At 65.0% G+C, this 20,984-nt stretch carries 15 protein-coding genes; 8 read left to right on the plus strand and 7 right to left on the minus strand.

The window, feature by feature from the left end; translation table 11 throughout:
* Positions 1–117 precede the first annotated feature (117 nt).
* The 7 genes from CAG22_RS08370 to CAG22_RS08400 all read right to left on the minus strand — a co-directional run bounded on the left by CAG22_RS08370 (position 118) and on the right by CAG22_RS08400 (position 6,677).
* Positions 118–927: a gamma-glutamyl-gamma-aminobutyrate hydrolase family protein gene (locus tag CAG22_RS08370; protein WP_085705214.1), complete on the minus strand. Its 810-nt coding sequence runs from the start codon at positions 925–927 to the stop codon at positions 118–120.
* Between the two features lie 464 nt (positions 928–1,391).
* Positions 1,392–2,174, minus strand: a complete 783-nt coding sequence (locus tag CAG22_RS08375) for an amino acid ABC transporter ATP-binding protein (RefSeq protein ID WP_025338831.1) — start codon at positions 2,172–2,174, stop codon at positions 1,392–1,394.
* A gap of 22 nt (positions 2,175–2,196) precedes the next feature.
* Entirely contained in the window at positions 2,197–3,441 is a 1,245-nt protein-coding gene (locus CAG22_RS08380; RefSeq protein WP_085591540.1) for an FAD-binding oxidoreductase, read from the minus strand.
* Between the two features lie 16 nt (positions 3,442–3,457).
* A complete protein-coding gene (locus CAG22_RS08385; RefSeq protein ID WP_025338833.1) occupies positions 3,458–4,168 on the minus strand; it encodes an ABC transporter permease in 711 nt (236 codons plus the stop codon).
* Positions 4,165–4,884 (minus strand): ABC transporter permease, encoded by a 720-nt coding sequence (locus CAG22_RS08390; protein WP_004376260.1) that lies wholly within the window; start codon positions 4,882–4,884, stop codon positions 4,165–4,167. The genes CAG22_RS08385 and CAG22_RS08390 overlap by 4 nt, the downstream gene beginning before the upstream one ends.
* Before the next feature lie 145 nt (positions 4,885–5,029).
* Positions 5,030–5,782, minus strand: coding sequence for a transporter substrate-binding domain-containing protein (locus CAG22_RS08395; protein ID WP_085591534.1), 753 nt, complete (start codon positions 5,780–5,782; stop codon positions 5,030–5,032).
* Positions 5,783–5,804: 22 nt separating this feature from the next.
* Positions 5,805–6,677 (minus strand): MurR/RpiR family transcriptional regulator, encoded by an 873-nt coding sequence (locus tag CAG22_RS08400; RefSeq protein WP_085705216.1) that lies wholly within the window; start codon positions 6,675–6,677, stop codon positions 5,805–5,807.
* A gap of 143 nt (positions 6,678–6,820) precedes the next feature.
* Between CAG22_RS08400 and CAG22_RS08405 the strand changes: the two genes are divergently transcribed.
* The 8 genes from CAG22_RS08405 to CAG22_RS08440 all read left to right on the plus strand — a co-directional run bounded on the left by CAG22_RS08405 (position 6,821) and on the right by CAG22_RS08440 (position 20,868).
* Complete coding sequence (locus CAG22_RS08405) at positions 6,821–7,846, plus strand: Ldh family oxidoreductase (protein ID WP_085705219.1); 1,026 nt, start codon at positions 6,821–6,823, stop codon at positions 7,844–7,846.
* A 234-nt stretch (positions 7,847–8,080) separates the two neighbouring features.
* The gene (locus CAG22_RS08410) at positions 8,081–9,277 is read left to right on the plus strand and encodes an amino acid aminotransferase (RefSeq protein ID WP_085705221.1); all 1,197 of its coding nucleotides are present in this window, start codon (positions 8,081–8,083) and stop codon (positions 9,275–9,277) included.
* 295 nt (positions 9,278–9,572) lie between these two features.
* Entirely contained in the window at positions 9,573–10,853 is a 1,281-nt protein-coding gene (locus tag CAG22_RS08415; protein ID WP_025338838.1) for a serine/threonine transporter, read from the plus strand.
* Between the two features lie 166 nt (positions 10,854–11,019).
* Complete coding sequence (gene tpx, locus CAG22_RS08420; protein WP_025338839.1) at positions 11,020–11,520, plus strand: thiol peroxidase; 501 nt, start codon at positions 11,020–11,022, stop codon at positions 11,518–11,520.
* Between the two features lie 342 nt (positions 11,521–11,862).
* A complete protein-coding gene (locus CAG22_RS08425; protein WP_085665643.1) occupies positions 11,863–13,185 on the plus strand; it encodes an MdtA/MuxA family multidrug efflux RND transporter periplasmic adaptor subunit in 1,323 nt (440 codons plus the stop codon).
* Positions 13,182–16,280, plus strand: coding sequence for an MdtB/MuxB family multidrug efflux RND transporter permease subunit (locus tag CAG22_RS08430; protein WP_025338841.1), 3,099 nt, complete (start codon positions 13,182–13,184; stop codon positions 16,278–16,280). The genes CAG22_RS08425 and CAG22_RS08430 overlap by 4 nt, the downstream gene beginning before the upstream one ends.
* Positions 16,277–19,384, plus strand: coding sequence for an efflux RND transporter permease subunit (locus CAG22_RS08435; protein ID WP_085705223.1), 3,108 nt, complete (start codon positions 16,277–16,279; stop codon positions 19,382–19,384). Before CAG22_RS08430 ends, CAG22_RS08435 begins: the two co-directional genes overlap by 4 nt.
* Positions 19,381–20,868: an efflux transporter outer membrane subunit gene (locus CAG22_RS08440; protein WP_085705225.1), complete on the plus strand. Its 1,488-nt coding sequence runs from the start codon at positions 19,381–19,383 to the stop codon at positions 20,866–20,868. Before CAG22_RS08435 ends, CAG22_RS08440 begins: the two co-directional genes overlap by 4 nt.
* The last annotated feature ends 116 nt before the right edge of the window (positions 20,869–20,984 follow it).

A 20,984-nucleotide genomic window follows, 5' to 3' on the forward strand; every position in this document is an offset into this window, starting at 1 on the left:
ACAGGCACAAGCCCGCCGCCCGTTTCCACGGGAAGTGTTCTGGGACCAGCAGAGGGTGACCGGGGAAAACGGGGGCGGCCTTGCGCCGCCCCGCGATCAAAGCAGAGGAAACTGGGGTCAGGCAGCGTGCTGGCGCTTGATCTGCGCCTTGCGTACCTGGGCCCGGCAAGCGTCGCCGAAAGCCTGGAAGATCTTGATCGAATCCGGGTTCTTCGCCGCTTGCCACTCCGGGTGCCACTGCACGGCGAACAGGAACGGCGAGATGCTCGGGGCATGGATCGCCTCGACCAGGCCGTCTTCGGCGTGGGCGATGGCCTCGATGCCGGCGCCGAGCTTGTGCAGGCCTTGGCCATGCAGCGAGTTGACGCGAATCTCGTCGGTACCCAGGGTGTCGCGCAGCCAGCTGTCCGGCTTGATCTTCACGCCGTGCACCTGGGTGTATTGCACCTCGACCGGGTCTTCCGGGTTTTCCCGGTGGTCGTTGAAGCCAGGCTCGGCGTACACCTTCTGGTAGATGTCGCCACCCAGGGCCACGTTGATTTCCTGCATGCCACGGCAGATGCCGAAGATCGGCAGGCCACGCTTGATCGCGGCCTTGACCAGCGGGATGTCGAACAGGTCGCGGTTCTGGTCCTGGCCTTTGCCGGGGGTCTCGTTCTCCTGGCCGTACAGGGCCGGGTCGATGTTGCTGCCGGCGCCGGTCAGATACACGCCGTCGGCCATGTCCAGATAGGTCTCGAGGTCTTCGATGCCGCAGCAGGTGGGCACCAGCACCGGGACGCAATCGGAAAACTCGACCAGCGGGGTGATGTATTTGTGGGTCATGACCTGGTAGTCATGGCCTTTGCGCTCTTGGCTGCCCATGGTCATCAGGACGACGGGTTTGCGCAGGGAGGGTTGCTTGTTGCCAATGTTGCTGTTGGACATATGTCACCTTGGGACAGGTTCGGCCTGTCGTTGTTGTGCAGGTGCACGGCGCGGGGCCATGGGTGCAACCTGTAGCCCCGAGCACTGCCGGCTCGTCGGAGGCGACGATTCCGGTCGGGGCTTGTAGATAGCTTGCCAGAGCCGTTCGATATGTCAAACGACGGAGCAGGGCTTGATGGCAGGGAATGCGCCGGTTTTTGGGGTCTGAAACCGATGCGGGCCTGTGGCGGCGTGGGTTTGGCGGGGGTTAAGGTCAATAATATTTAACGATGCAGTTGGGTCTTTGCAGCGGTGCAATAAATGATTAGCTCCAAGCCGACACGGTCTTTGTGGGAGCGGCCTTGTGTCGCGAAAGGGCTGCGGAGCAGCCCCAGGATCTATGCCGCAGCAGGGATCGCCGGGGGCCGCTTTGCGGCCCTATCGCGACACAAGGCCGCTCCCACATGAATAGCGACAGGTCTCAGTCAGTGCAGTATCTGCGCCAGGAACCCCTTGGCCCGCTCGGTACGCGGCTGGTTGAAGAACACCTGTGGCGGGCTGTCTTCGATGATCTGCCCGCCCTCAAGGAACAGCACCCGCTCGGCCACCTGGCGGGCAAAGCCCATTTCATGGGTGACGCAAAGCATGGTCATGCCAGTGCCAGCCAGTTGCACCAGCACATCCAGCACCTCGGCGACCATCTCCGGGTCCAGCGCCGAGGTGGGCTCGTCGAACAGCATGATCCGCGGCTTCATGCACAGCGCCCGGGCAATCGCCACGCGCTGCTGCTGGCCGCCGGACAGCTGGCTGGGGTACTTGTGCGCCTGGCTTTCGATGCCGACCTTGCTCAGGTACATGCGCGCCCGCTCCTCGGCGTCCTTGCGCGACAACCCGCGCACGCTGGTGGGGGCCAGCAGGCAGTTGTCCAGCACGCTCATGTGCGGGAACAGGTTGAAGTGCTGGAACACCATGCCGATGTCGCTGCGCACCTGCGCCGCTTCGCGGGTGGTGGATGCCAGGTCGATGCCATCCACCTTGATGCTGCCCTGCTGGGCCACTTCCAGGCGGTTGATGCAGCGGATCAGGGTCGACTTGCCCGAGCCGGACGGCCCGCACAGCACGATGCGTTCACCTTCGCGCACCTGCAGGTCGATGTCGCGCAGCACGTGGAACGCGCCGTAGTGCTTGTTCAGGCCTTCGATGCGGATCAGCACCGGGCGTGGGTCGGGTTCGGGGGCAAGGGTGGCAAGGCTCAGTGGTGCGGTCATCTTGTTGTTCTCCCGCAGGGGTTCAGTCGAAACGAGTCGCGCTGTAGGGCGCGGGGTCGGTGAAGGGGCGTTCGCCGGTGACCAGTTCGGCCACCAGCCGGCCGCTGACCGGGCCCAGGGTGAGGCCGTGGTGGGCGTGGCCGAAGTTGAACCACAGCCCCGGGTGGCGCGGCGCCGGGCCGATCACCGGGCGCATGTCGGGCAGGCACGGGCGGCGGCCCAGCCAGGGGGTGTCGTCCAGGCGCTCGCCCAGGGCCGGGAACAGCTTGCGCGCCAGGGCTTCGCAGCGGCCCAGCTGGATCTGGTTGCCCGGCGCGCTGCTGGCGTCGAACTCGATGCCGGTGGTCAGGCGCACGCCGCGGGCCATTGGCGCCAGCACGTAGCCGCCCTGGGTGTCGCAGATGGAATGCTCCAGTTGCGCGCCGTCACGGGTGCTGTAGTGCATGTGGTAGCCACGCTTGATCGCCAGCGGGATCTGGTAGCCCAGGCCGCTGAACAGGTCGGCCGACTGCGGGCCGAGGCAGGCCACCACCTCGTTGGCGGTGATCGGGCCGCGGCGGCTGTCTACCCGCCATTGGCCGTCGACCTGGCGCAGGCTGCGCGCATCGCCATGCAGGAACTGCCCGCCGCGCTGCGTGAACAGGGTGGCGTAGCCGCGGGTGAGGGCGCCGGGGTTGTTCACGGTCTTGGGGTCGAGCCAGTGAATGCCGCCGACCACGCTCGCGTCCAGCTGGTGCTCGCGGGCCTGCAACTGCCCGCATTCGAGGATTTCGAACTGCAGGCCATAACGGCTCAGGCCCTTGGCGTCGGCCTTGGCCTGCTCGAACAGCGCCGGGTCACGGAACACTTCGATCCAGCCTTTGGCCTGCACCAGCCCTTCCAGGCCGGCGGCAGCAATGAATGCGTCGTGCTCCTCGACGCAGCGCTGCACCAGCGGCAGCATGTCGGCGGCGGCCCCGGCCAGGCGCCCGGGGGCCGACTGGCGCCAGTAGCGCCACAGCCAGGGGGCGGCCTTGGGCAGGTGCAGCAGGCTGTAGCGCACATCGGGCTGGCGGTTCAGGCCGTAGCGCAGCAGCGCGCCCAGTTGCCGCGGGAAGGCATAGGGGATCACGCTGGAGCGCTCGATCAGCCCGGCGTTGCCGTGGCTGGTGCCGCTGCCCGGTTCGTCGCGGTCGATCAGGATCACCTGGCGCCCGCGGGCCTGCAGGTGCAGCGCGGTGCTGACGCCGACGATGCCGGCGCCGAGGACAAGGGTCTGGCAATGCATGGAACGTATCCTTCGGTCAGTTCAGGTGGCGGCCCAGGCGGGCTTCCAGGTGTTTCAGCAGGCGCCGCACCAGTTCGACGATCAGCAGGTAGAGCACGGCGGCCCACAGGTAGATCTGGAAGTCGAAACTGCGCGAGAAGGCCAGTTTGGTCACGCCCATCAGGTCGTAGATGGTCACCAGCGAGGCAATCGCGCTGGCCTTGATCATCAGGATCAGCTCGTTGCCCAGCGGGCCGATGGCCACCAGCAGCGACTGCGGCAGGATCACCTTGAAGAAGGTGGTCGAGCGCTTCAGGTTCAGCGCCCGCGCCGCCTCATGCTGGCCGGGGGCGACGGCCATCAGGCTGCCGCGGAAGATTTCGGCCTGGTAGGCGGCGGTGTTCAGGGTGAACGCCAGCAGCGTGCAGAACCACGCCTCGCGGAAGAACCACCACAGGCCGACGTCTTGCCAGAAGCCCTTGAGCGAGCCCAGGCCGTAGTACAGCAGGAACAGTTGGGCCAGCAGCGGCGAGCCGCGGAAGAAGTACACGTAGCCGGCGGCCATGCGCTGCAGCAGCAGGCTGCGCGACATGCGCGCCAGGGCCAGCAACAGGCCGAGCACGGCACCCAGGCTGAAGGAAATCGCCACCAGCTTGGCCGTTACCAGCAGGCCATCGAGGAAGCGCGGGCCGTAGCGGTCCAGCAGGTCGGGGTCGAGGACCAGCGCCAGCAGTTGTTCGAAGCTCATGCGCGTGCTCCTTGCAGGTGGCGGTTGCTGCGCCGTTCGATGAACGCGAACACGCGCCCGGAAATGGCGGCGAACAGCAGGTAGCCCAGGCAGGCCACGCCATAGAAGAACATCGGCTCTTTGGTCACGCTGACGGCCAGGTTGGTCTGGCGCATCAGGTCGACCAGCGAGATGGTGGAGACCAGCGAGGTGTCCTTGAGCAGCGACAGCCAGTTGTTGGACAGGCCGGGCAGGGCGATGCGGGTCAGTTGTGGCAGCAGCACCTTGAAGAAGCCGGTGCGCTTGCTCAGGCCCAGCGCCGAGCAGGCTTCCAGCTGGCCCTTGGGCAGGGTCTTGAAGGCTGCCAGCCAGATCTCGCTGGAGAACGCGGCGAACACCAGGCTGAAGGCGATCATCGCGGCGAGGAAGGTATTGATCAGGAACTCACCCTGGTAGCCCATGGCTGCGAGGATCTTCTGTGCGGCGATCTGGCAGCCGTAATAGATGATCAGCAGCGTCAGCAGTTCGGGCAGGCCACGGAACACGGTGGAGAAGGTGGTGGCCCAGGCGCGCGGCAAGCGCTTGCGCGAGCGTGCTGCAAGGGCGACCACCAGGCCCAGCGGCAGGCCGATGGGCAGGCAGGCCAGGGCCAGGGAAACGGTGACCAGCGCGCCGGCCAGCAGCGCCTGGCCCCAGCCTCCACTGGCGAAGGACAGCAAGGACAATTGATCGAGCATGACGAACACCTTGTGTTGACCTTACCGGCCTCATCGCCGGCAAGCCAGCTCCCACAGGTACACCGCTGTTCTTCAGGTCAGTGAGTTACCTGTGGGAGCTGGCTTGCCGGCGATCAGGCCCGGTCAGGCAATGAGGCCTTGAAGGTCAGTTGTAGATATCGAAAGCGAAGTACTTGCTGGCGATCTTCTGGTAGGTACCGTTGGCCACGATCTGCTGCAGCGCGGTGTTCAGGCGCTGGCGCAGGGCTTCGTCGTCCTTGCGCACGGCAATGGCGGCATCGGCCTTGGTGTTGGCCACGTCGCCGAGGATCTTGCAGCAGTCCCCGCCGTTCTTGGTCATCCACTCGTTCAGTGGGAATTTGTCGGCAATCACACCATCCAGGCGGCCCGCAGCCAGGTCGGCGTTGGCTTCGTCCATGGTCGGGTACAGCTTCACGTCGGCACCGGCCTTGGCGTAGACGTCTTCGGCGTAGATGGCCTGGGTGGACGACGACTGGGCGCCAACGGTGTAGCCGTCGAAGGTGGTCTGGGCGTCGCTGATCTTGCTGTCCTTGGCCACGGCGACGGTCAGCGGGGTGCGGTAGTAGTGGTCGGTGAAGGCGATTTTCTTGCGCCGTTCTTCGGTGTTGATCATCGACGCGACCACCGCGTCGTATTTGCGTGCCATCAGCGCGGGGATGATGCCTTCCCAGTCCTGGGCCACCAGCGTGCACTCGACTTTCATCTGCTCGCACAGGGCGTGGGTGATGTCGACGTCGAAGCCGTGCAACTGGTTATTGGCGTCGACATAGTTGAAGGGCGGGTAGGCGCCCTCGGTGGCGAAGCGCAGGGTTTCGGCACTGGCGGCACCCGACAGCAGCAGGGCGCACGCACCCACCAAGGCCATGGTCTTGTTCATCTCGCACCTCATTGCACTCTTGCTATTGTTGTTTTCCCGTCGACCACGAGGTGTAGCCGACGAATTCGTTATGTAGAGCGGCAGTTGCTTCCAAGCGTTTTTCAACATCCGGCCCGAGCTTCTTGCAGACCTCGTTGACCATCAGGTGCACCCACGACAGCATGGTCGAGGTGGACTCCCAGAACAGGTTGAACTCGGTGGGAATGCGGAACACCTCGTCGGCGTTGGCATCAGCCCAGTCACAGAAGGGGTCGGTCACCAGGGTGACCGCAATGCCAGCCTCGCGTGCCTTCTGGCACAACAGCAGGGCATGGCGGGAATAACGGCGGGCTTCGAACACCACCAGGGCGCTGTCTTCGGCGCGGCCCAGCAATACTTCGCCAAAGTGCCCGGCACTCATATCCACCAGCTGCACGCCATCGCGCAGGTACTGCAGCAGGTGGCTCATGCACATGGCGATGCCGCGCTCGGTCTGGAAGCCGGCGATGAACACCCGCTGCTTGCTTGCCAGGCGCTGGGCGACGCTGTGCCAGGCGCTGCTCTGGCGATACTCGTGCACGCGCACCAGGGCGGCGATTTCCAGCTCCAGGCTGCCGGCGTTGTCGCTGGCGTCCTGGTTCTGGCGGTAATCTTGCAGGCGGTCGCCCACCAGCCACGGGCCATCGCCCAGGTCGTTCTGCAGGTCTTGCTTCAACGCCTTGAGATGGGCATAACCCAATGAGCGGCAGAAACGGCCGACGCTGGATTCGCTGACGCCCAGCTTGACGGCAATGCTGGCCGAGGTCTGGAACGGCAGTTCATGCAGGTTGGCGAGCATGTAGCTGGCGATCTTGCGGCCCGAAGCAGCGGCCCCTTCGAGGCTGTTTTCCAGGCGTTGCTTGATCAGTTGGCTCATGCTGCGGCTCCAGGGGTAAGGCTTGCGAAAGAAAATGGCTGTTTTCTGTCATCAAGTCAACATTTGACAGATAGCTGTCACATGCAGGAAAGTTTTTGTCGTTGCAACGCTGTAGCCATTCCAATTCCAACAAGGAGCTTCAGATGTCCGCACCTTCCACCAGCACCGTCGTGCGTGTGCCTTTTACCGAGCTGCAGGGCCTGTTGCAGAGCATCTTCCAGCGCCATGGCTGCAGCGAAAGCGTGGCCCGGGTGCTGGCCCACAACTGCGCCAGCGCCCAGCGCGATGGTGCCCATAGCCATGGGGTGTTCCGCATGCCTGGCTATGTTTCGACATTGGCCAGCGGCTGGGTCGATGGCCAGGCCACGCCGAAGGTCAGCGACGTGGCGCCCGGTTATGTTCGCGTCGATGCCGCAGGCGGCTTCGCCCAGCCGGCGCTGGCGGCGGCCCGTGAACTTCTGGTGGCGAAGGCACGCAACGCTGGCATCGCCGTGCTGGCGATCCACAACTCGCACCACTTCGCCGCGCTGTGGCCGGATGTGGAGCCATTCGCCGACGAAGGCCTGGTAGCCCTGAGCGTGGTCAACAGCATGACCTGCGTGGTGCCGCACGGCGCGCGCAAGCCGCTGTTCGGCACCAACCCCATCGCCTTTGCCGCACCTTGCGCCGAACATGACCCGATCGTCTTCGACATGGCCACCAGCGCCATGGCCCATGGCGATGTGCAGATTGCCGCGCGCGCTGGCCAGCAATTGCCGCAGGGCATGGGGGTGGATGCCAATGGTGAGCCGACCACCGACCCCAAGGCGATTCTGGAAGGCGGCGCCTTGCTGCCATTTGGCGGGCACAAGGGCTCGGCCTTGTCGATGATGGTCGAGTTGCTGGCGGCGGCGCTGACCGGCGGGCATTTTTCCTGGGAGTTCGACTGGTCGGGGCACCCGGGGGCGAAGACGCCGTGGACCGGGCAGCTGATCATTGTCATCGACCCGAGCAAGGCCGAGGGCGAGCGGTTTGCCCAGCGCAGCCGCGAACTGGTCGAGCAGATGCAGGCGGTGGGGCTGACGCGCATGCCGGGCGAGCGGCGTTACCGCGAGCGCGAGGTGGCCGAGGAGGAGGGGGTGGCGGTGACCGAGCAGGAGCTGCAGGGTCTGAAAGAGCTGCTTGGCTGACCCGGCCCTATCGCCGGCAAGCCAGCTCCCACAGGTACACCACAAACGTCAAGGCCTGTGGTGTACCTGTGGGAGCTGGCTTGCCGGCGATGAGGCCCTCACTGCCTGCGCCAATCCTCAGCCATGCAATGTTGCATAGACAACCTTGCACAATAGTTGATGTTCCTGAGCCCGCACTCCGGGTATGCTCAGGGCTGCCTTTTCGAACTGTCCTGATCCAAGGAGCTGCACGCTGTGTTCAAACATGTCGATGCCTATGCCGGCGACCCGATCCTCTCGTTGATGGAAACCTTCAAGGCCGACCCGCGCGCCGACAAGGTCAACCTGAGTATCGGCCTGTACTACGATGAGGCCGGCGTGGTGCCGCAACTGGCGGCTGTGGATGCGGTGGAAAAACGCATCGCCGGCCAGGACCACGAAGCCTCGCTGTACCTGCCGATGGAAGGCCTGGCCAGCTACCGCCAGGCGATCCAGGCACTGCTGTTCGGTGCCGATCACCCGGCCGTGACCGGCGGGCGCGTGGCCACCGTGCAGACCGTGGGTGGTTCCGGCGCCCTCAAGGTCGGTGCCGACTTCCTCAAGCGCTACTTCCCGCAGTCCGAAGTCTGGGTCAGCAACCCGACCTGGGACAACCACCGCGCCATCTTCGAAGGCGCCGGCTTCAAGGTGCACACCTACCCGTACTTCGACCAGGCCACCCGCGGCGTGGACTTCGACGGCATGCTGGCCACCCTGCAGACCCTGCCGGCCAACAGCGTGGTGCTGCTGCACCCGTGCTGCCACAACCCCACCGGCGCCGACCTGGAACAGCACCAGTGGCAACAGGTGGTTGAAGTGGTCAAGGCACGCCAGCTGATCCCGTTCCTCGACATCGCCTACCAGGGCTTCGCCGAAGGCCTGGTGGAAGACGCCTACGCCATCCGTGAAATGGCCCGCGCCGGCGTGCCGTGCCTGGTCAGCAACTCGTTCTCGAAGATCTTCTCGCTGTACGGCGAGCGTGTCGGCGGCCTGTCGGTGGTCTGCGACGATGACGCCACTACCCAGAGCGTGCTCGGCCAGCTCAAGGCTACCGTGCGCCGCAACTACTCCAGCCCGCCCAACTTCGGCGCCCAGCTGGTTGCTGGCGTGCTCGGCGATGCCGCCCTCAATGCCCAGTGGGCCGAGGAAGTCGAAGTGATGCGCAAACGTATCCTCGACATGCGCCAGGCGCTGGTCGATGCCCTGGCCGTGCTGCTGCCAGGCCAGGACTTCCAGTTCTTCCTGCGCCAGCGCGGCATGTTCAGCTACACCGGCTTCAGCGTCGAGCAGGTGCGCCGCCTGCGTGACGAGTTCGGCGTGTACCTGATCGACAGCGGTCGCGTATGCATGTCCGGCCTGCGCCCGGCCAACCTGCAACGGGTTGCCGAAGCCTTCGCCGCCGTCCAGAAGTAACACCGCACGGGGCCGCTTTGCGGCCCTTTCGCCGGCAAGCCGGCTCTCACAGAGATAGCGCAAGGCTCAAGCACTGCGCGGTCGGTGTGGGAGCCGGCTTGCCGGCGATCAGGCTGCATGCAGCCTCTGGTTGCAATCCGCTTGTAAAGACAAGTGCAACCGCTCCTCGGAAAAGGGCTTCGCAAGTGCAACCTTTCCGTGCACAATCGCGCTCCCTTTTTCGGTTGAGTTGGGCGAAACGTCTATTTCGCCATTCTCAGCCTGTTGCAGTCTTGCGAGTGGAGCTTCACCCGGAATGAATGAGCAGGCCCCAAGCGTTGAACAACGCTTTGCAGAATCGACCCCCGCCACCCTCGGCAGCTGGTCGCGTCACGACACCACCTGGATGCTGGGCCTGTTCGGCACAGCGATCGGCGCCGGAACCCTGTTCCTGCCGATCAACGCCGGCCTTGGCGGCTTCTGGCCGTTGCTGATCCTGGCCATACTGGCCTTCCCGATGACCTATTTCGCTCACCGCGGGCTGACCCGTTTCGTCCTTTCCGGGCGCAATGACGGCGATATCACCGAAGTGGTCAAGGAGCACTTCGGCATTACCGCCGGCGCCTCGATCACCGTGCTGTACTTCTTCGCGATCTTCCCGATCCTGCTTATCTATAGCGTGGCGCTGACCAACACCGTGTCCAGCTTCATGGAGCACCAGCTGCACATGCAGCCGCCGCCACGGGCCATCCTGTCGTTCGTGCTGATCCTCGGCCTGCTGGCCATCGTGCGCTGCGGGGAGCAGGCCACGGTCAAGGTCATGAGCCTGCTGGTCTACCCGTTCATCGTCGCCCTGGCGTTGCTGGGCCTGTACCTGGTGCCGCACTGGACCGGTGGCATTCTCGACAGCGCCACCCAGGTGCCACCGGCCTCGGCCTTCCTGCACACCCTGTGGCTGGCGATTCCGGTGATGGTGTTCTCGTTCAACCACTCGCCGATCATCTCCGCCTTTGCCGTCGACCAGAAGCGCCGCTACGGCGAGCATGCCGATGAGCGTAGCGGCCAGATCCTGCGCCGTGCCCACCTGCTGATGGTGGTGATGGTGCTGTTCTTCGTGTTCAGTTGCGTGCTCACCCTGAGCAGCGCCCAGCTGGCCGAGGCCAAGGCGCAGAACCTGTCGATCCTGTCGTACCTGGCCAACCACTTCAGCAACCCGACCATCGCGTTCGCTGCACCGCTGATTGCTTTCGTGGCCATCGCCAAGTCGTTCCTCGGCCACTACATCGGCGCCAGCGAAGGCCTGAAGGGCATCATCACCAAGGCCGGTGCTCGCCCGAGCGCCAAGGCCCTGGACCGCGTGGTCGCCGCGCTGATGCTGGTGGTGTGCTGGATCGTCGCCACCCTCAACCCAAGCATCCTCGGCATGATCGAGTCGCTCGGTGGCCCGATCCTCGCGGTGCTGCTGTTCCTGATGCCGATGTACGCCATTCGCCGCGTGCCATCCATGCGCAAGTACAGCGGTGCTGCCTCCAACGTGTTCGTGGTGGTAGTCGGCCTGGTTGCGCTGACCTCGGTGGTATACGGCCTGCTGGGCTGATACGCCATCCGCAACAGTAATGCCCGGGTCGCTTGTTGCCACCCGGGCATTTTTTTGTCCACAAAAATTGTCCGGCAACAGAACAATTTCACCTGCCCCCATAGGCACCCGGCCGCCTTCATGCTTAACTCAGTGTCCTCTTCAAACCCCGCATAAGGATTTCGTCATGGCTCAAGTGACTCTCAAAGGCAACCCGGTTCAGGTCAACGGCGAACTGCCGAAAACCGGCGCCCAGGCTCCGGCTTTCTCCCTGGTAGGTGAAGGCCTGGCTGACAAGTCGCTGAAAGACTACGCCGGCAAGCGCAAGGTGCTGAACATCTTCCCGAGCGTCGACACCCCGACCTGCGCTACCTCCGTGCGCAAGTTCAACGCCCAGGCCAACGATGTGGCCAACACCGTGGTGCTGTGCATCTCCGCCGACCTGCCGTTCGCCCAGGCACGCTTCTGCGGCGCCGAAGGCCTGGACAACGTGAAGAACCTGTCGACCCTGCGTGGCCGCGAGTTCCTCGAAAACTACGGCGTGGCCATCGCCGATGGCCCGCTGGCCGGCCTGGCTGCCCGTGCCGTGGTGGTGCTGGACGAAAACGACAAGGTGCTGCACAGCGAGCTGGTTGGCGAAATTGCTGATGAGCCGAACTACGATGCAGCGCTGGCTGTACTGAAGTAAGGGGTGTGGGGTGGGTCGGCTGAGTCCTGTACCGGCCTCTTCGCGGGTAAACCCGCTCCCACAGGTACGGCACAGGTTTCAAAAGCTGTGATATCCCTGTGGGAGCGGGTTTACCCGCGAAGAGGCCGGCACAGGCAACCGAAACCTTTCAGCCCGCCACCGCTCCAAGCAACACCCTGTAAACGGCCCGGAACGCGTTCCGGGCCGTTTTCATTTAAAGTTCAACCCCTTGGCAACGTCAGGCAAAGGTAAACCTCTGGTAAAGGCGCTTTGCTAAAACGATGCCAGTGCTTATCGTTCATCCTCCCCAAGTCGTCATTCCGAACAAGGTTCGTTCAACCCATGCAAGCGTCCAATTCCCGTTCCCCTCGTCGCTGGCTCGTAGGCCTGCTGATCCTGCTGCTGGTGGCTGCACTGGCCTGGTGGCTGTGGCCCGCAGCGGCGCCTGCGCCTAAAGAAGCCGGTGGCGGGCGCGGTGGCAAGGGCATGGGCATGATGGGCGGTCGCCCGGGCTTCGGCGGCTCCAGCGACCCGGTGCCGGTGCGCGTCGAGCCGGTGCGGGTGGGTGACTTCCCGCTGTACTACAAGGCCCTGGGCACCGTCACCGCGACCAACACCGTCAACGTGCGCAGCCGCGTGGCTGGCGAGCTGGTCAAGATCCACTTCAAGGAAGGCCAGCAGGTCAAGGCCGGCGACCTGCTCGCCGAGATCGACCCGCGCTCGTACCGCATCGCCCTGCAACAGGCCGAAGGCACCCTGGCGCAGAACCAGGCGCAACTGAAGAACGCCCAGGTCGACCTGGCCCGCTATAAAGGCCTGTACGCCGAAGACAGTATCGCCAAGCAAACCCTCGACACCGCCGAAGCGCAGGTGGCGCAGTTCCAGGGGCTGGTGAAGACCAACCAGGCGCAGGTCAACGACGCCCGCCTGAACCTCGATTTCACCCAGATCCGCGCGCCGATCAACGGCCGCGTGGGCCTGCGCCAGCTCGACCTGGGCAACCTGGTGGCGGCCAACGACACCACCGCGCTGGTGGTGATCACCCAGACCGAGCCGATCAGCGTTGCCTTCACCTTGCCGGAAACCGAGTTGAGCACCGTGCTGGAACGCTACCGCAGCGGCGCCAGCCTGCCGGTCGAAGCCTGGGACCGCAGTGACAGCAAGCTGCAGTCCACCGGCGTGCTGGGCAGCATCGACAACCAGATCGACACCACCACCGGCACCCTCAAGTTCAAGGGCCGCTTCGAGAACAAGGACCTGGCCCTGTTCCCCAACCAGTTCGTCAACGTGCGCCTGCTGGCCGACACCCTCAAGCAGGTGACCATGGCCCCGGCGGCGGCCATCCAGTTCGGCAATGACGGCTCCTTCGCCTACGTGGTCAATGACCAGAACACGGTCAATATCCGCAAGCTCAAGGTTGGCGCCAGCGACGGCGAGAACAGCGTCATTCTCGAGGGCCTCAAGGCCGGCGACCGCCTGGTGCTGGAAGGCACCGACCGCCTGCGCGAAGGCACCAAGGTGGAAGTGGTCGAAGACAGCTCGCAGGTGCCGACCACCCCGGGCCAGCACCTGCAAGGCCAGGAAGCCAAGGGTTCGGCAAGCACTGGTGATGTGCAGCCCGGTAAAGCACAGCCTGGTAGCGCAGCAGGCAAGGCGGGCGCATGAACCTCTCGCGTCTGTTCATCCTGCGGCCGGTTGCCACCACGCTGAGCATGCTGGCCATCGTCCTGGCCGGCCTGATCGCCTACAAGCTGCTGCCGGTTTCCGCCTTGCCGCAGGTGGATTACCCGACCATCCGGGTCATGACCCTGTACCCCGGTGCCAGCCCGCAGGTCATGACCAGCGCCGTTACCGCGCCGCTGGAACGCCAGTTCGGGCAGATGCCGGGCCTGGAGCAGATGGCTTCGACCAGCTCCGGCGGCGCCTCGGTGCTGACCCTGCGCTTCAACCTCGACATGAACATGGACGTTGCCGAGCAACAGGTGCAGGCCGCGATCAACGCCGCCAGCAACCTGCTGCCCAGCGACCTGCCGGCGCCGCCGGTGTACAACAAGGTCAACCCGGCCGACACCCCGGTGCTGACCCTGGCCATCTCCAGCAAGACCATGCCGCTGCCCAAGCTCAACGACCTGGTCGATACCCGCGTGGCCCAGAAGCTCGCGCAGATCAGCGGTGTGGGCATGGTCAGCATCGCCGGCGGTCAGCGTCAGGCGGTGCGGATCAAGGTCAACGTCGATGCCCTGGCCGCCAACGGCCTGAACCTGGAGGACGTACGCACCCTGATCGGCGCCTCCAACGTCAACCAGCCCAAGGGCAACTTCGATGGCCCGACCCGGGTGTCGATGCTCGATGCCAACGACCAGCTGCGCTCCCCTGAGGAATACGCCAACCTGATCCTGGCCTACAACAACGGTGCACCATTGCGTCTCAAGGACGTGGCCGAAATCGTCGACGGCGCGGAAAACGAGCGCCTGGCTGCCTGGGCCAATGAAAACCACGCAGTGCTGCTGAACATCCAGCGCCAGCCGGGCGCCAACGTCATCGAAGTGGTCGACCGCATCAAGGCCCTGCTGCCGTCGATCACCGACAACCTGCCGGCCGGCCTGGATGTTTCGGTGCTCACCGACCGCACCCAGACCATCCGCGCCGCGGTCAAGGACGTGCAGCACGAACTGCTGATCGCCATCGCCCTGGTGGTAATGGTCACGTTCGTGTTCCTGCGCCGTTTCAGTGCCACCCTCATTCCGTCGATCGCCGTGCCGCTGTCGCTGATCGGCACCTTCGGCGTGATGTACCTGGCCGGCTTCTCGGTCAACAACCTGACGCTGATGGCCCTGACCATCGCCACCGGTTTCGTGGTCGACGACGCCATCGTCATGCTGGAGAACATCTCCCGGCACATCGAGGAGGGCGAGACGCCCATGCAGGCTGCGCTCAAGGGCGCCCGGCAAATCGGCTTCACCCTGATCTCGCTGACCTTCTCGCTGATTGCGGTACTGATCCCGCTGCTTTTCATGGCCGATGTGGTCGGCCGCCTGTTCCGCGAGTTCGCCATTACCCTGGCGGTGGCCATCCTGATTTCCCTGGTGGTATCGCTGACCCTCACGCCGATGATGTGCGCGCGCCTGCTCAAGCGCGAGCCCAAGGAAGAGGAACAGGGCCGGTTCTACCGCGCCAGTGGCGCCTGGATCGACTGGCTGATCAGGCACTACGGCAGCGCCCTGCAGTGGGTACTCAAGCGCCAGCCGCTGACGCTGCTGGTGGCCGTGGCCAGCCTGGCGCTCACCGTATTCCTGTACATGGTGGTGCCCAAGGGCTTCTTCCCGGTGCAGGACACCGGGGTGATCCAGGGCATTTCCGAAGCGCCGCAGTCCACCTCGTTCGCCGCCATGAGCGAACGCCAGCAGGCCCTGAGCAAGGTGATCCTGCAGGACCCGGCGGTGCAGAGCCTGTCGTCCTACATCGGTGTCGATGGCGACAACGCCACGCTCAACAGCGGCCGCCTGCTGATCAACCTCAAGCCCCATGGCGAGCGTGATGTCACTGCCAGCGAGGTGATCAACCGCCTGCAGCCGCAAGTCGACCGGTTGGTGGGCATCCGCCTGTTCATGCAGCCGGTGCAAGACCTGAGCATCGAAGACCGGGTCAGCCGTACCCAGTATCAGTTCAGCCTGTCGTCGCCGGACGCCGACCTGCTGGCGCAGTGGAGCGGCAAGCTGGTGCAGGCGCTGCAGCAGCGCCCGGAACTGGCCGACGTGGCCAGCGACCTGCAGGACAAGGGCCTGCAGGTGTACCTGGTGATCGACCGCGACATGGCCAGCCGCCTGGGCATCAGCGTGTCGCAGATCACCAACGCCCTGTACGACGCCTTCGGCCAGCGCCAGATCTCGACCATCTACACCCAGGCCAGCCAGTACCGCGTGGTGTTGCAGTCGCAGGATGCGGCGGTGATCGGCCCGCAGGCGCTGGAGTCGATCCACGTCAAGGCCACCGATGGCGGCCAGGTGCGCCTGTCGGCGTTGGCGCGCATTGAGCAGCGCCAGGCCCAGCTGGCCATTTCCCACATCGGCCAGTTCCCGGCGGTGACCCTGTCGTTCAACCTGGCCCACGGCGCTTCGCTGGGCGAGGCGGTGCAGGTGATCGAGCAGGTGCAAAAGGACATCGGCATGCCGCTGGGCGTGCAAACCCGCTTCCAAGGTGCGGCGGAAGCCTTCCAGGCATCGCTGTCGAGCACCTTGCTGTTGATCCTGGCGGCGGTGGTGACCATGTACATCGTGCTGGGCGTGCTGTACGAGAGCTACATCCACCCGGTGACCATTCTATCGACCCTGCCGTCGGCGGCGGTCGGCGCCTTGCTGGCCTTGCTCATCAGCGGCAACGACCTGGGCATGATCGCCATCATCGGCATCATCCTGCTGATCGGCATCGTCAAGAAGAACGCGATCATGATGATCGACTTCGCCCTCGAGGCCGAGCGCCAGCAGGGCATGAGCCCGCGCGATGCCATCTACCAGGCGGCGCTGCTGCGCTTCCGGCCGATCCTGATGACCACTCTGGCCGCGCTGTTCGGCGCCGTGCCGCTGATGCTCGCCACCGGTTCCGGCGCCGAGCTGCGCCAGCCGCTGGGCCTGGTGATGGTCGGCGGGTTGCTGGTCAGCCAGGTGCTGACGCTGTTCACCACCCCGGTCATCTACCTGTACTTCGACCGCCTGGCCCGCCGCTGGCGCCCGGCCACTGACGTGAAGCAGGCCGAGGCATGAACCTGTCCGGTCCTTTCATCCGTCGCCCGGTGGCGACCATGCTGTTGAGCCTGGCGATCATGCTGCTGGGCGGGGTCAGCTTCGGCCTGCTGCCGGTGGCGCCGCTGCCACAGATGGACTTCCCGGTGATCGTGGTGTCGGCCAACCTGTCCGGCGCCAGCCCGGAAGTGATGGCCTCCACCGTGGCCACGCCGCTGGAGCGCAAGCTGGGCAGCATTGCCGGGGTGACCACCCTGACCAGCAGCTCCAACCAGGGCTCCACACGGGTGATCATCGGCTTCGAGATGGGCCGCGACATCGACGGTGCGGCGCGCGAGGTGCAGGCGGCGATCAACGCCACCCGCAACCTGCTGCCCAGCGGTATGCGCAGCATGCCCACCTACAAGAAGATCAACCCGTCGCAGGCACCGATCATGGTGCTGTCGCTGACCTCGGACGTGCTGCAGAAGGGCCAGCTGTACGACCTGGCCGACACCATCCTGTCGCAGAGCCTGGCCCAGGTGCCCGGGGTAGGGGAGGTGCAGATCGGCGGCAGTTCGTTGCCGGCGGTGCGCATTGCCGTGGAGCCGCAATTGCTCAACCAGTACGGCCTGTCACTGGATGAAGTGCGCACTGCGGTGTCCAACGCCAACCAGCGCCGGCCGATGGGCTTTGTCGAGGACGCCGAGCGCAACTGGCAGGTGCGCGCCAATGACCAGCTGGAAAGCGCCAAGGACTACGAGCCCGTGGTGATCCGCCAGCAGAACGGCACCATCCTGCGCCTGTCCGACGTGGCGACCATCACCGACGGTGTCGAGAACCGCTACAACAGCGGCTTCTTCAATGACCAGAGCGCGGTGCTGCTGGTGGTCAACCGCCAGACCGGCGCCAACATCATCGAAACGGTCGACCAGATCAAGGCGCAGTTGCCGGCCCTGCAGTCGCTGCTGCCGGCCAGCGTGCAACTGAACGTGGCCATGGACCGCTCGCCAGTGATCAAGGCAACCCTCAAGGAAGCCGAGCACACCCTGCTGATCGCCGTGGTGCTGGTGATCCTGGTGGTCTACCTGTTCCTCGGCAGCCTGCGGGCCTCGCTGATCCCCAGCCTGGCGGTGCCGGTGTCACTGGTGGGCACCTTCGCGGTCATGTACCTGTGCGGGTTCTCGCTCAACAACCTGTCGCTGATGGCGCTGATCCTCGCCACCGGCCTGGTGGTGGACGACGCCATCGTGGTACTGGAGAACATCTCCCGGCACATCGAGGACGGCCAGCCGCCGATGAAGGCGGCCTTCCTGGGAGCCAAGGAAGTGGGTTTCACCTTGCTGTCGATGAACGTGTCGCTGGTGGCGGTATTCGTCTCCATCCTGTTCATGGGTGGCATCGTGCGCAACCTGTTCCAGGAGTTCTCCATCACCCTGGCGGCGGCGATCATCGTGTCGCTGGTGGTGTCGCTGACCCTCACGCCGATGCTGTGCGCCCGCTGGCTCAAGCCGCACCAGGCCGAGCAGAACCGCCTGCAGCGCTGGAGCGACCAGTTGCACCAGCGCATGGTCGATGCCTATGACCGCAGCCTGGGCTGGGCCTTGCGCCACAAGCGCCTGACGCTGATCAGCCTGCTGGCCACCATCGGCATCAACATCGCCCTGTACGTGGTGGTGCCCAAGACGCTGATGCCGCAGCAGGACACCGGCCAACTGATGGGCTTCATCCGTGGCGACGACGGCCTGTCGTTCAGCGTGATGCAACCGAAAATGGAGATCTATCGCCGCGCATTGCTGGCCGACCCGGCAGTGCAGAGCGTTGCCGGCTTCATCGGGGGCAACAGCGGGACCAACAATGCCTTTGTGCTGGTGCGCCTGAAACCGATCAGCGAGCGCAAGCTCGACGCCCAGAAGGTGATCGAACGCCTGCGCAAGGAAATGCCCAAGGTACCCGGCGGGCGCCTGTTCCTGATGGCCGACCAGGACCTGCAACTGGGCGGCGGGGGCCGCGACCAGACCTCCTCGCAGTACCTTTACTCCCTGCAGAGCGGTGACCTGACGGCCCTGCGCGAATGGTTCCCGAAAGTGGTGGCGGCGCTGCGCGCACTGCCGCAGCTGACTGCCATCGACGCCCGCGACGGTGCCGGCACCCAGCAGGTGACCCTGGTGGTCGACCGCGACCAGGCCAAGCGCCTGGGCATCGACATGGACATGGTCACCACGGTGCTGAACAACGCCTACAGCCAGCGCCAGATCTCCACCATCTACGACAGCCTCAACCAGTACCAGGTAGTGCTGGAGATCAACCCGAAGTACGCCTGGGACCCGAGCACCCTCGAGCAGGTGCAGGTGATTACCGCCGACGGTGCCCGCGTACCGTTGTCGACCATTGCCCACTACGAGAACAGCCTGGCCAACGACCGGGTCAGCCACGAAGGCCAGTTCGCCGCCGAAAGCATCGCCTTCGACGTCGCCGAAGGCTACAGCCCCGACCAGGCCATGGCGGCGCTGGAGCGTGCGGTGGCCAAGCTGGGCTTGCCCGAGGAAGTGATCGCCAAGCTTGGTGGTACCGCCGATGCCTTCGCCAAGACCCAGGAAGGCCAGCCGCTGATGATCCTTGGCGCGCTGGTGATGGTCTACCTGGTGCTGGGCATCCTCTACGAAAGCTACATTCACCCGCTGACCATCCTCTCGACACTGCCCTCGGCCGGCGTCGGTGCCTTGCTGGCGCTGTACGTCACCGGCGGCGAGTTCAGCCTGATCTCGCTGCTGGGGCTGTTCCTGCTGATCGGCGTGGTGAAGAAGAACGCCATCCTGATGATCGACCTGGCCTTGCAGCTGGAGCGCCACCAGGGCCTGACACCGGAAGAGTCGATCCGCCGGGCCTGCCTGCTGCGCCTGCGGCCAATCCTGATGACTACCCTGGCGGCCATCCTCGGTGCCTTGCCGCTGCTGCTGAGCAGCGCCGAAGGCGCGGAAATGCGCCAGCCACTGGGCCTGACCATCATTGGCGGCCTGGTGTTCAGCCAGATCCTCACTCTTTACACGACACCGGTGGTCTACCTGTACCTGGACCGCCTGCGTCACCGTTTCAACCGTTGGCGTGGCGTGCGCACCGACGCCGCCCTGGAAACCCCGCTATGACTTTTGCCCAGACCCCACTTCACCGCGCCCTGCAGACGCTGACCCGTGGGCGTGGCTCGCGCCTGCTCGGCGCCGGGTTGTGCGTCGCCTTGCTCAGCGCCTGCACCCTGAGCCCGGACTACCACCGCCCGGAGCTGAGCAGCACGGCGCAGTTCAAGCATGCCGAAGGCTGGACCCAGGCCACGCCGTCCGATGCCATCGCCCGCGGCGCCTGGTGGGAAATCTACGGCGATGCCGGGCTCAATGCGCTGGTCGAAGAGCTCAACCGCAGCAACCAGACCGTGGCGCAATCGGAGGCCCAGTACCGCCAGGCCCAGGCGCTGGTGCGCAGCAGCCGGGCGTCACTGTTCCCCAGCCTGGACCTGAGCGTCGGCAAGAACCGCTCGGCCCAGGGCACCGGCAGCTCCAGCTCGAGCCTGTCCAACAACAGCAGCGGCATTCGCAACACCTACAACGCCCAGCTCGGCGTCAGCTGGGAAATCGACCTGTGGGGCAAGCTGCGCGAAACCCTCAATGCCAACGAAGCCAGTGCCGAAGCCAGCCTGGCCGACCTGGCCTCGATCCGCCTCAGCCAGCAGTCGGAACTGGTGCAGAACTACCTGCAGTTGCGGGTGATCGACGAGCAGAAGCGCCTGCTGGAAGCCACCGTGGCAGCTTATGAACGGTCCTTGCGGATGAACGAAAACCAGTACCGCGCCGGCGTCGCCGGCCCGGATGCGGTGGCCCAGGCGCGCACCCAGCTAAAGAGCACCCAGGCCGACCTGATCGACCTGATCTGGCAGCGCGCGCAGTTCGAGAACGCCATTGCCGTGTTGTTGGGCAAGGTCCCGGCGGACTTCGCCCTGGCCGACAGCAAGGCCATTCCGGCGCTGCCGCAAATTCCGGTGGCCTTGCCTTCGCAGTTGCTGGAGCGACGCCCGGACATCGCTGCGGCCGAGCGCAACGTGATGGCTGCCAACGCTAATATCGGCGTGTCGCGGGCGGCGTACTTCCCGGACCTGAGCCTTAGCATGAGTGGCGGTTACTCCAGCAGCAGCTTCAGCAACTGGATCGAACTGCCCAACCGCTACTGGTCCGTAGGCCCGCAGCTGGCGCTGACCTTGTTCGACGCCGGCAAGCGCAGTGCCGAGGTGGACCGCACGGTGGCGGTATATGACCAGACCGTGGCGCAGTACCGCCAGACCGTGCTCGACGGCTTCAAGGAAGTGGAAAACCTGCTGGTGCAGTTGAAGGTGTATGGCGATGAGGCGGTGGTGCGCCAGGAGGCACTGGATGCCGCTCGCGAGTCGCTGCGCCTGACCGAGAACCAGTACCGCGCCGGGCTGATCGGCTACCTGGATGTGGTCAACGTGCAGACCACGGCGCTGAGCAACGAGCGCAGTGTGTTGAACCTGCTGCAGGGGCGGCTGGTGGCAAGCGTGCAGCTGGTTGCCGCGCTGGGTGGTGGTTGGGATGCGGAACAGGCGTTTGCCGAGCAGGATTGATTGGGCCTTTAGTACAGCGAATTGCTGTACCGGCCTCATCGCCGGCAAGCCGGCTCCCACAGGTACTGTGCAAGCCCTGAGGTCGATGCGGTCGAGGTGGGAGCCGGCTTGCCGGC

It is taken from the genome of Pseudomonas sp. B8(2017) (genome assembly GCF_002113575.1).
Lineage (GTDB): Bacteria > Pseudomonadota > Gammaproteobacteria > Pseudomonadales > Pseudomonadaceae > Aquipseudomonas > Aquipseudomonas putida_Z.

Excerpts from the sequence above, each read along its gene's own strand:
- CAG22_RS08435 (WP_085705223.1), top strand. The coding sequence starts at position 16,277 with ATGAACCTGTCCGGTCCTTTCATCCGTCGCCCGGTGGCGACCATGCTG.
- CAG22_RS08405 (WP_085705219.1), top strand. The coding sequence starts at position 6,821 with ATGTCCGCACCTTCCACCAGCACCGTCGTGCGTGTGCCTTTTACCGAG.
- CAG22_RS08370 (WP_085705214.1), bottom strand. The coding sequence starts at position 927 with ATGTCCAACAGCAACATTGGCAACAAGCAACCCTCCCTGCGCAAACCC.
- CAG22_RS08440 (WP_085705225.1), top strand. The coding sequence starts at position 19,381 with ATGACTTTTGCCCAGACCCCACTTCACCGCGCCCTGCAGACGCTGACC.
- CAG22_RS08395 (WP_085591534.1), bottom strand. The coding sequence starts at position 5,782 with ATGAACAAGACCATGGCCTTGGTGGGTGCGTGCGCCCTGCTGCTGTCG.
- CAG22_RS08385 (WP_025338833.1), bottom strand. The coding sequence starts at position 4,168 with ATGAGCTTCGAACAACTGCTGGCGCTGGTCCTCGACCCCGACCTGCTG.
- CAG22_RS08380 (WP_085591540.1), bottom strand. The coding sequence starts at position 3,441 with ATGCATTGCCAGACCCTTGTCCTCGGCGCCGGCATCGTCGGCGTCAGC.
- CAG22_RS08375 (WP_025338831.1), bottom strand. The coding sequence starts at position 2,174 with ATGACCGCACCACTGAGCCTTGCCACCCTTGCCCCCGAACCCGACCCA.
- CAG22_RS08425 (WP_085665643.1), top strand. The coding sequence starts at position 11,863 with ATGCAAGCGTCCAATTCCCGTTCCCCTCGTCGCTGGCTCGTAGGCCTG.
- CAG22_RS08400 (WP_085705216.1), bottom strand. The coding sequence starts at position 6,677 with ATGAGCCAACTGATCAAGCAACGCCTGGAAAACAGCCTCGAAGGGGCC.
- CAG22_RS08430 (WP_025338841.1), top strand. The coding sequence starts at position 13,182 with ATGAACCTCTCGCGTCTGTTCATCCTGCGGCCGGTTGCCACCACGCTG.
- CAG22_RS08415 (WP_025338838.1), top strand. The coding sequence starts at position 9,573 with ATGAATGAGCAGGCCCCAAGCGTTGAACAACGCTTTGCAGAATCGACC.
- CAG22_RS08390 (WP_004376260.1), bottom strand. The coding sequence starts at position 4,884 with ATGCTCGATCAATTGTCCTTGCTGTCCTTCGCCAGTGGAGGCTGGGGC.
- tpx (WP_025338839.1), top strand. The coding sequence starts at position 11,020 with ATGGCTCAAGTGACTCTCAAAGGCAACCCGGTTCAGGTCAACGGCGAA.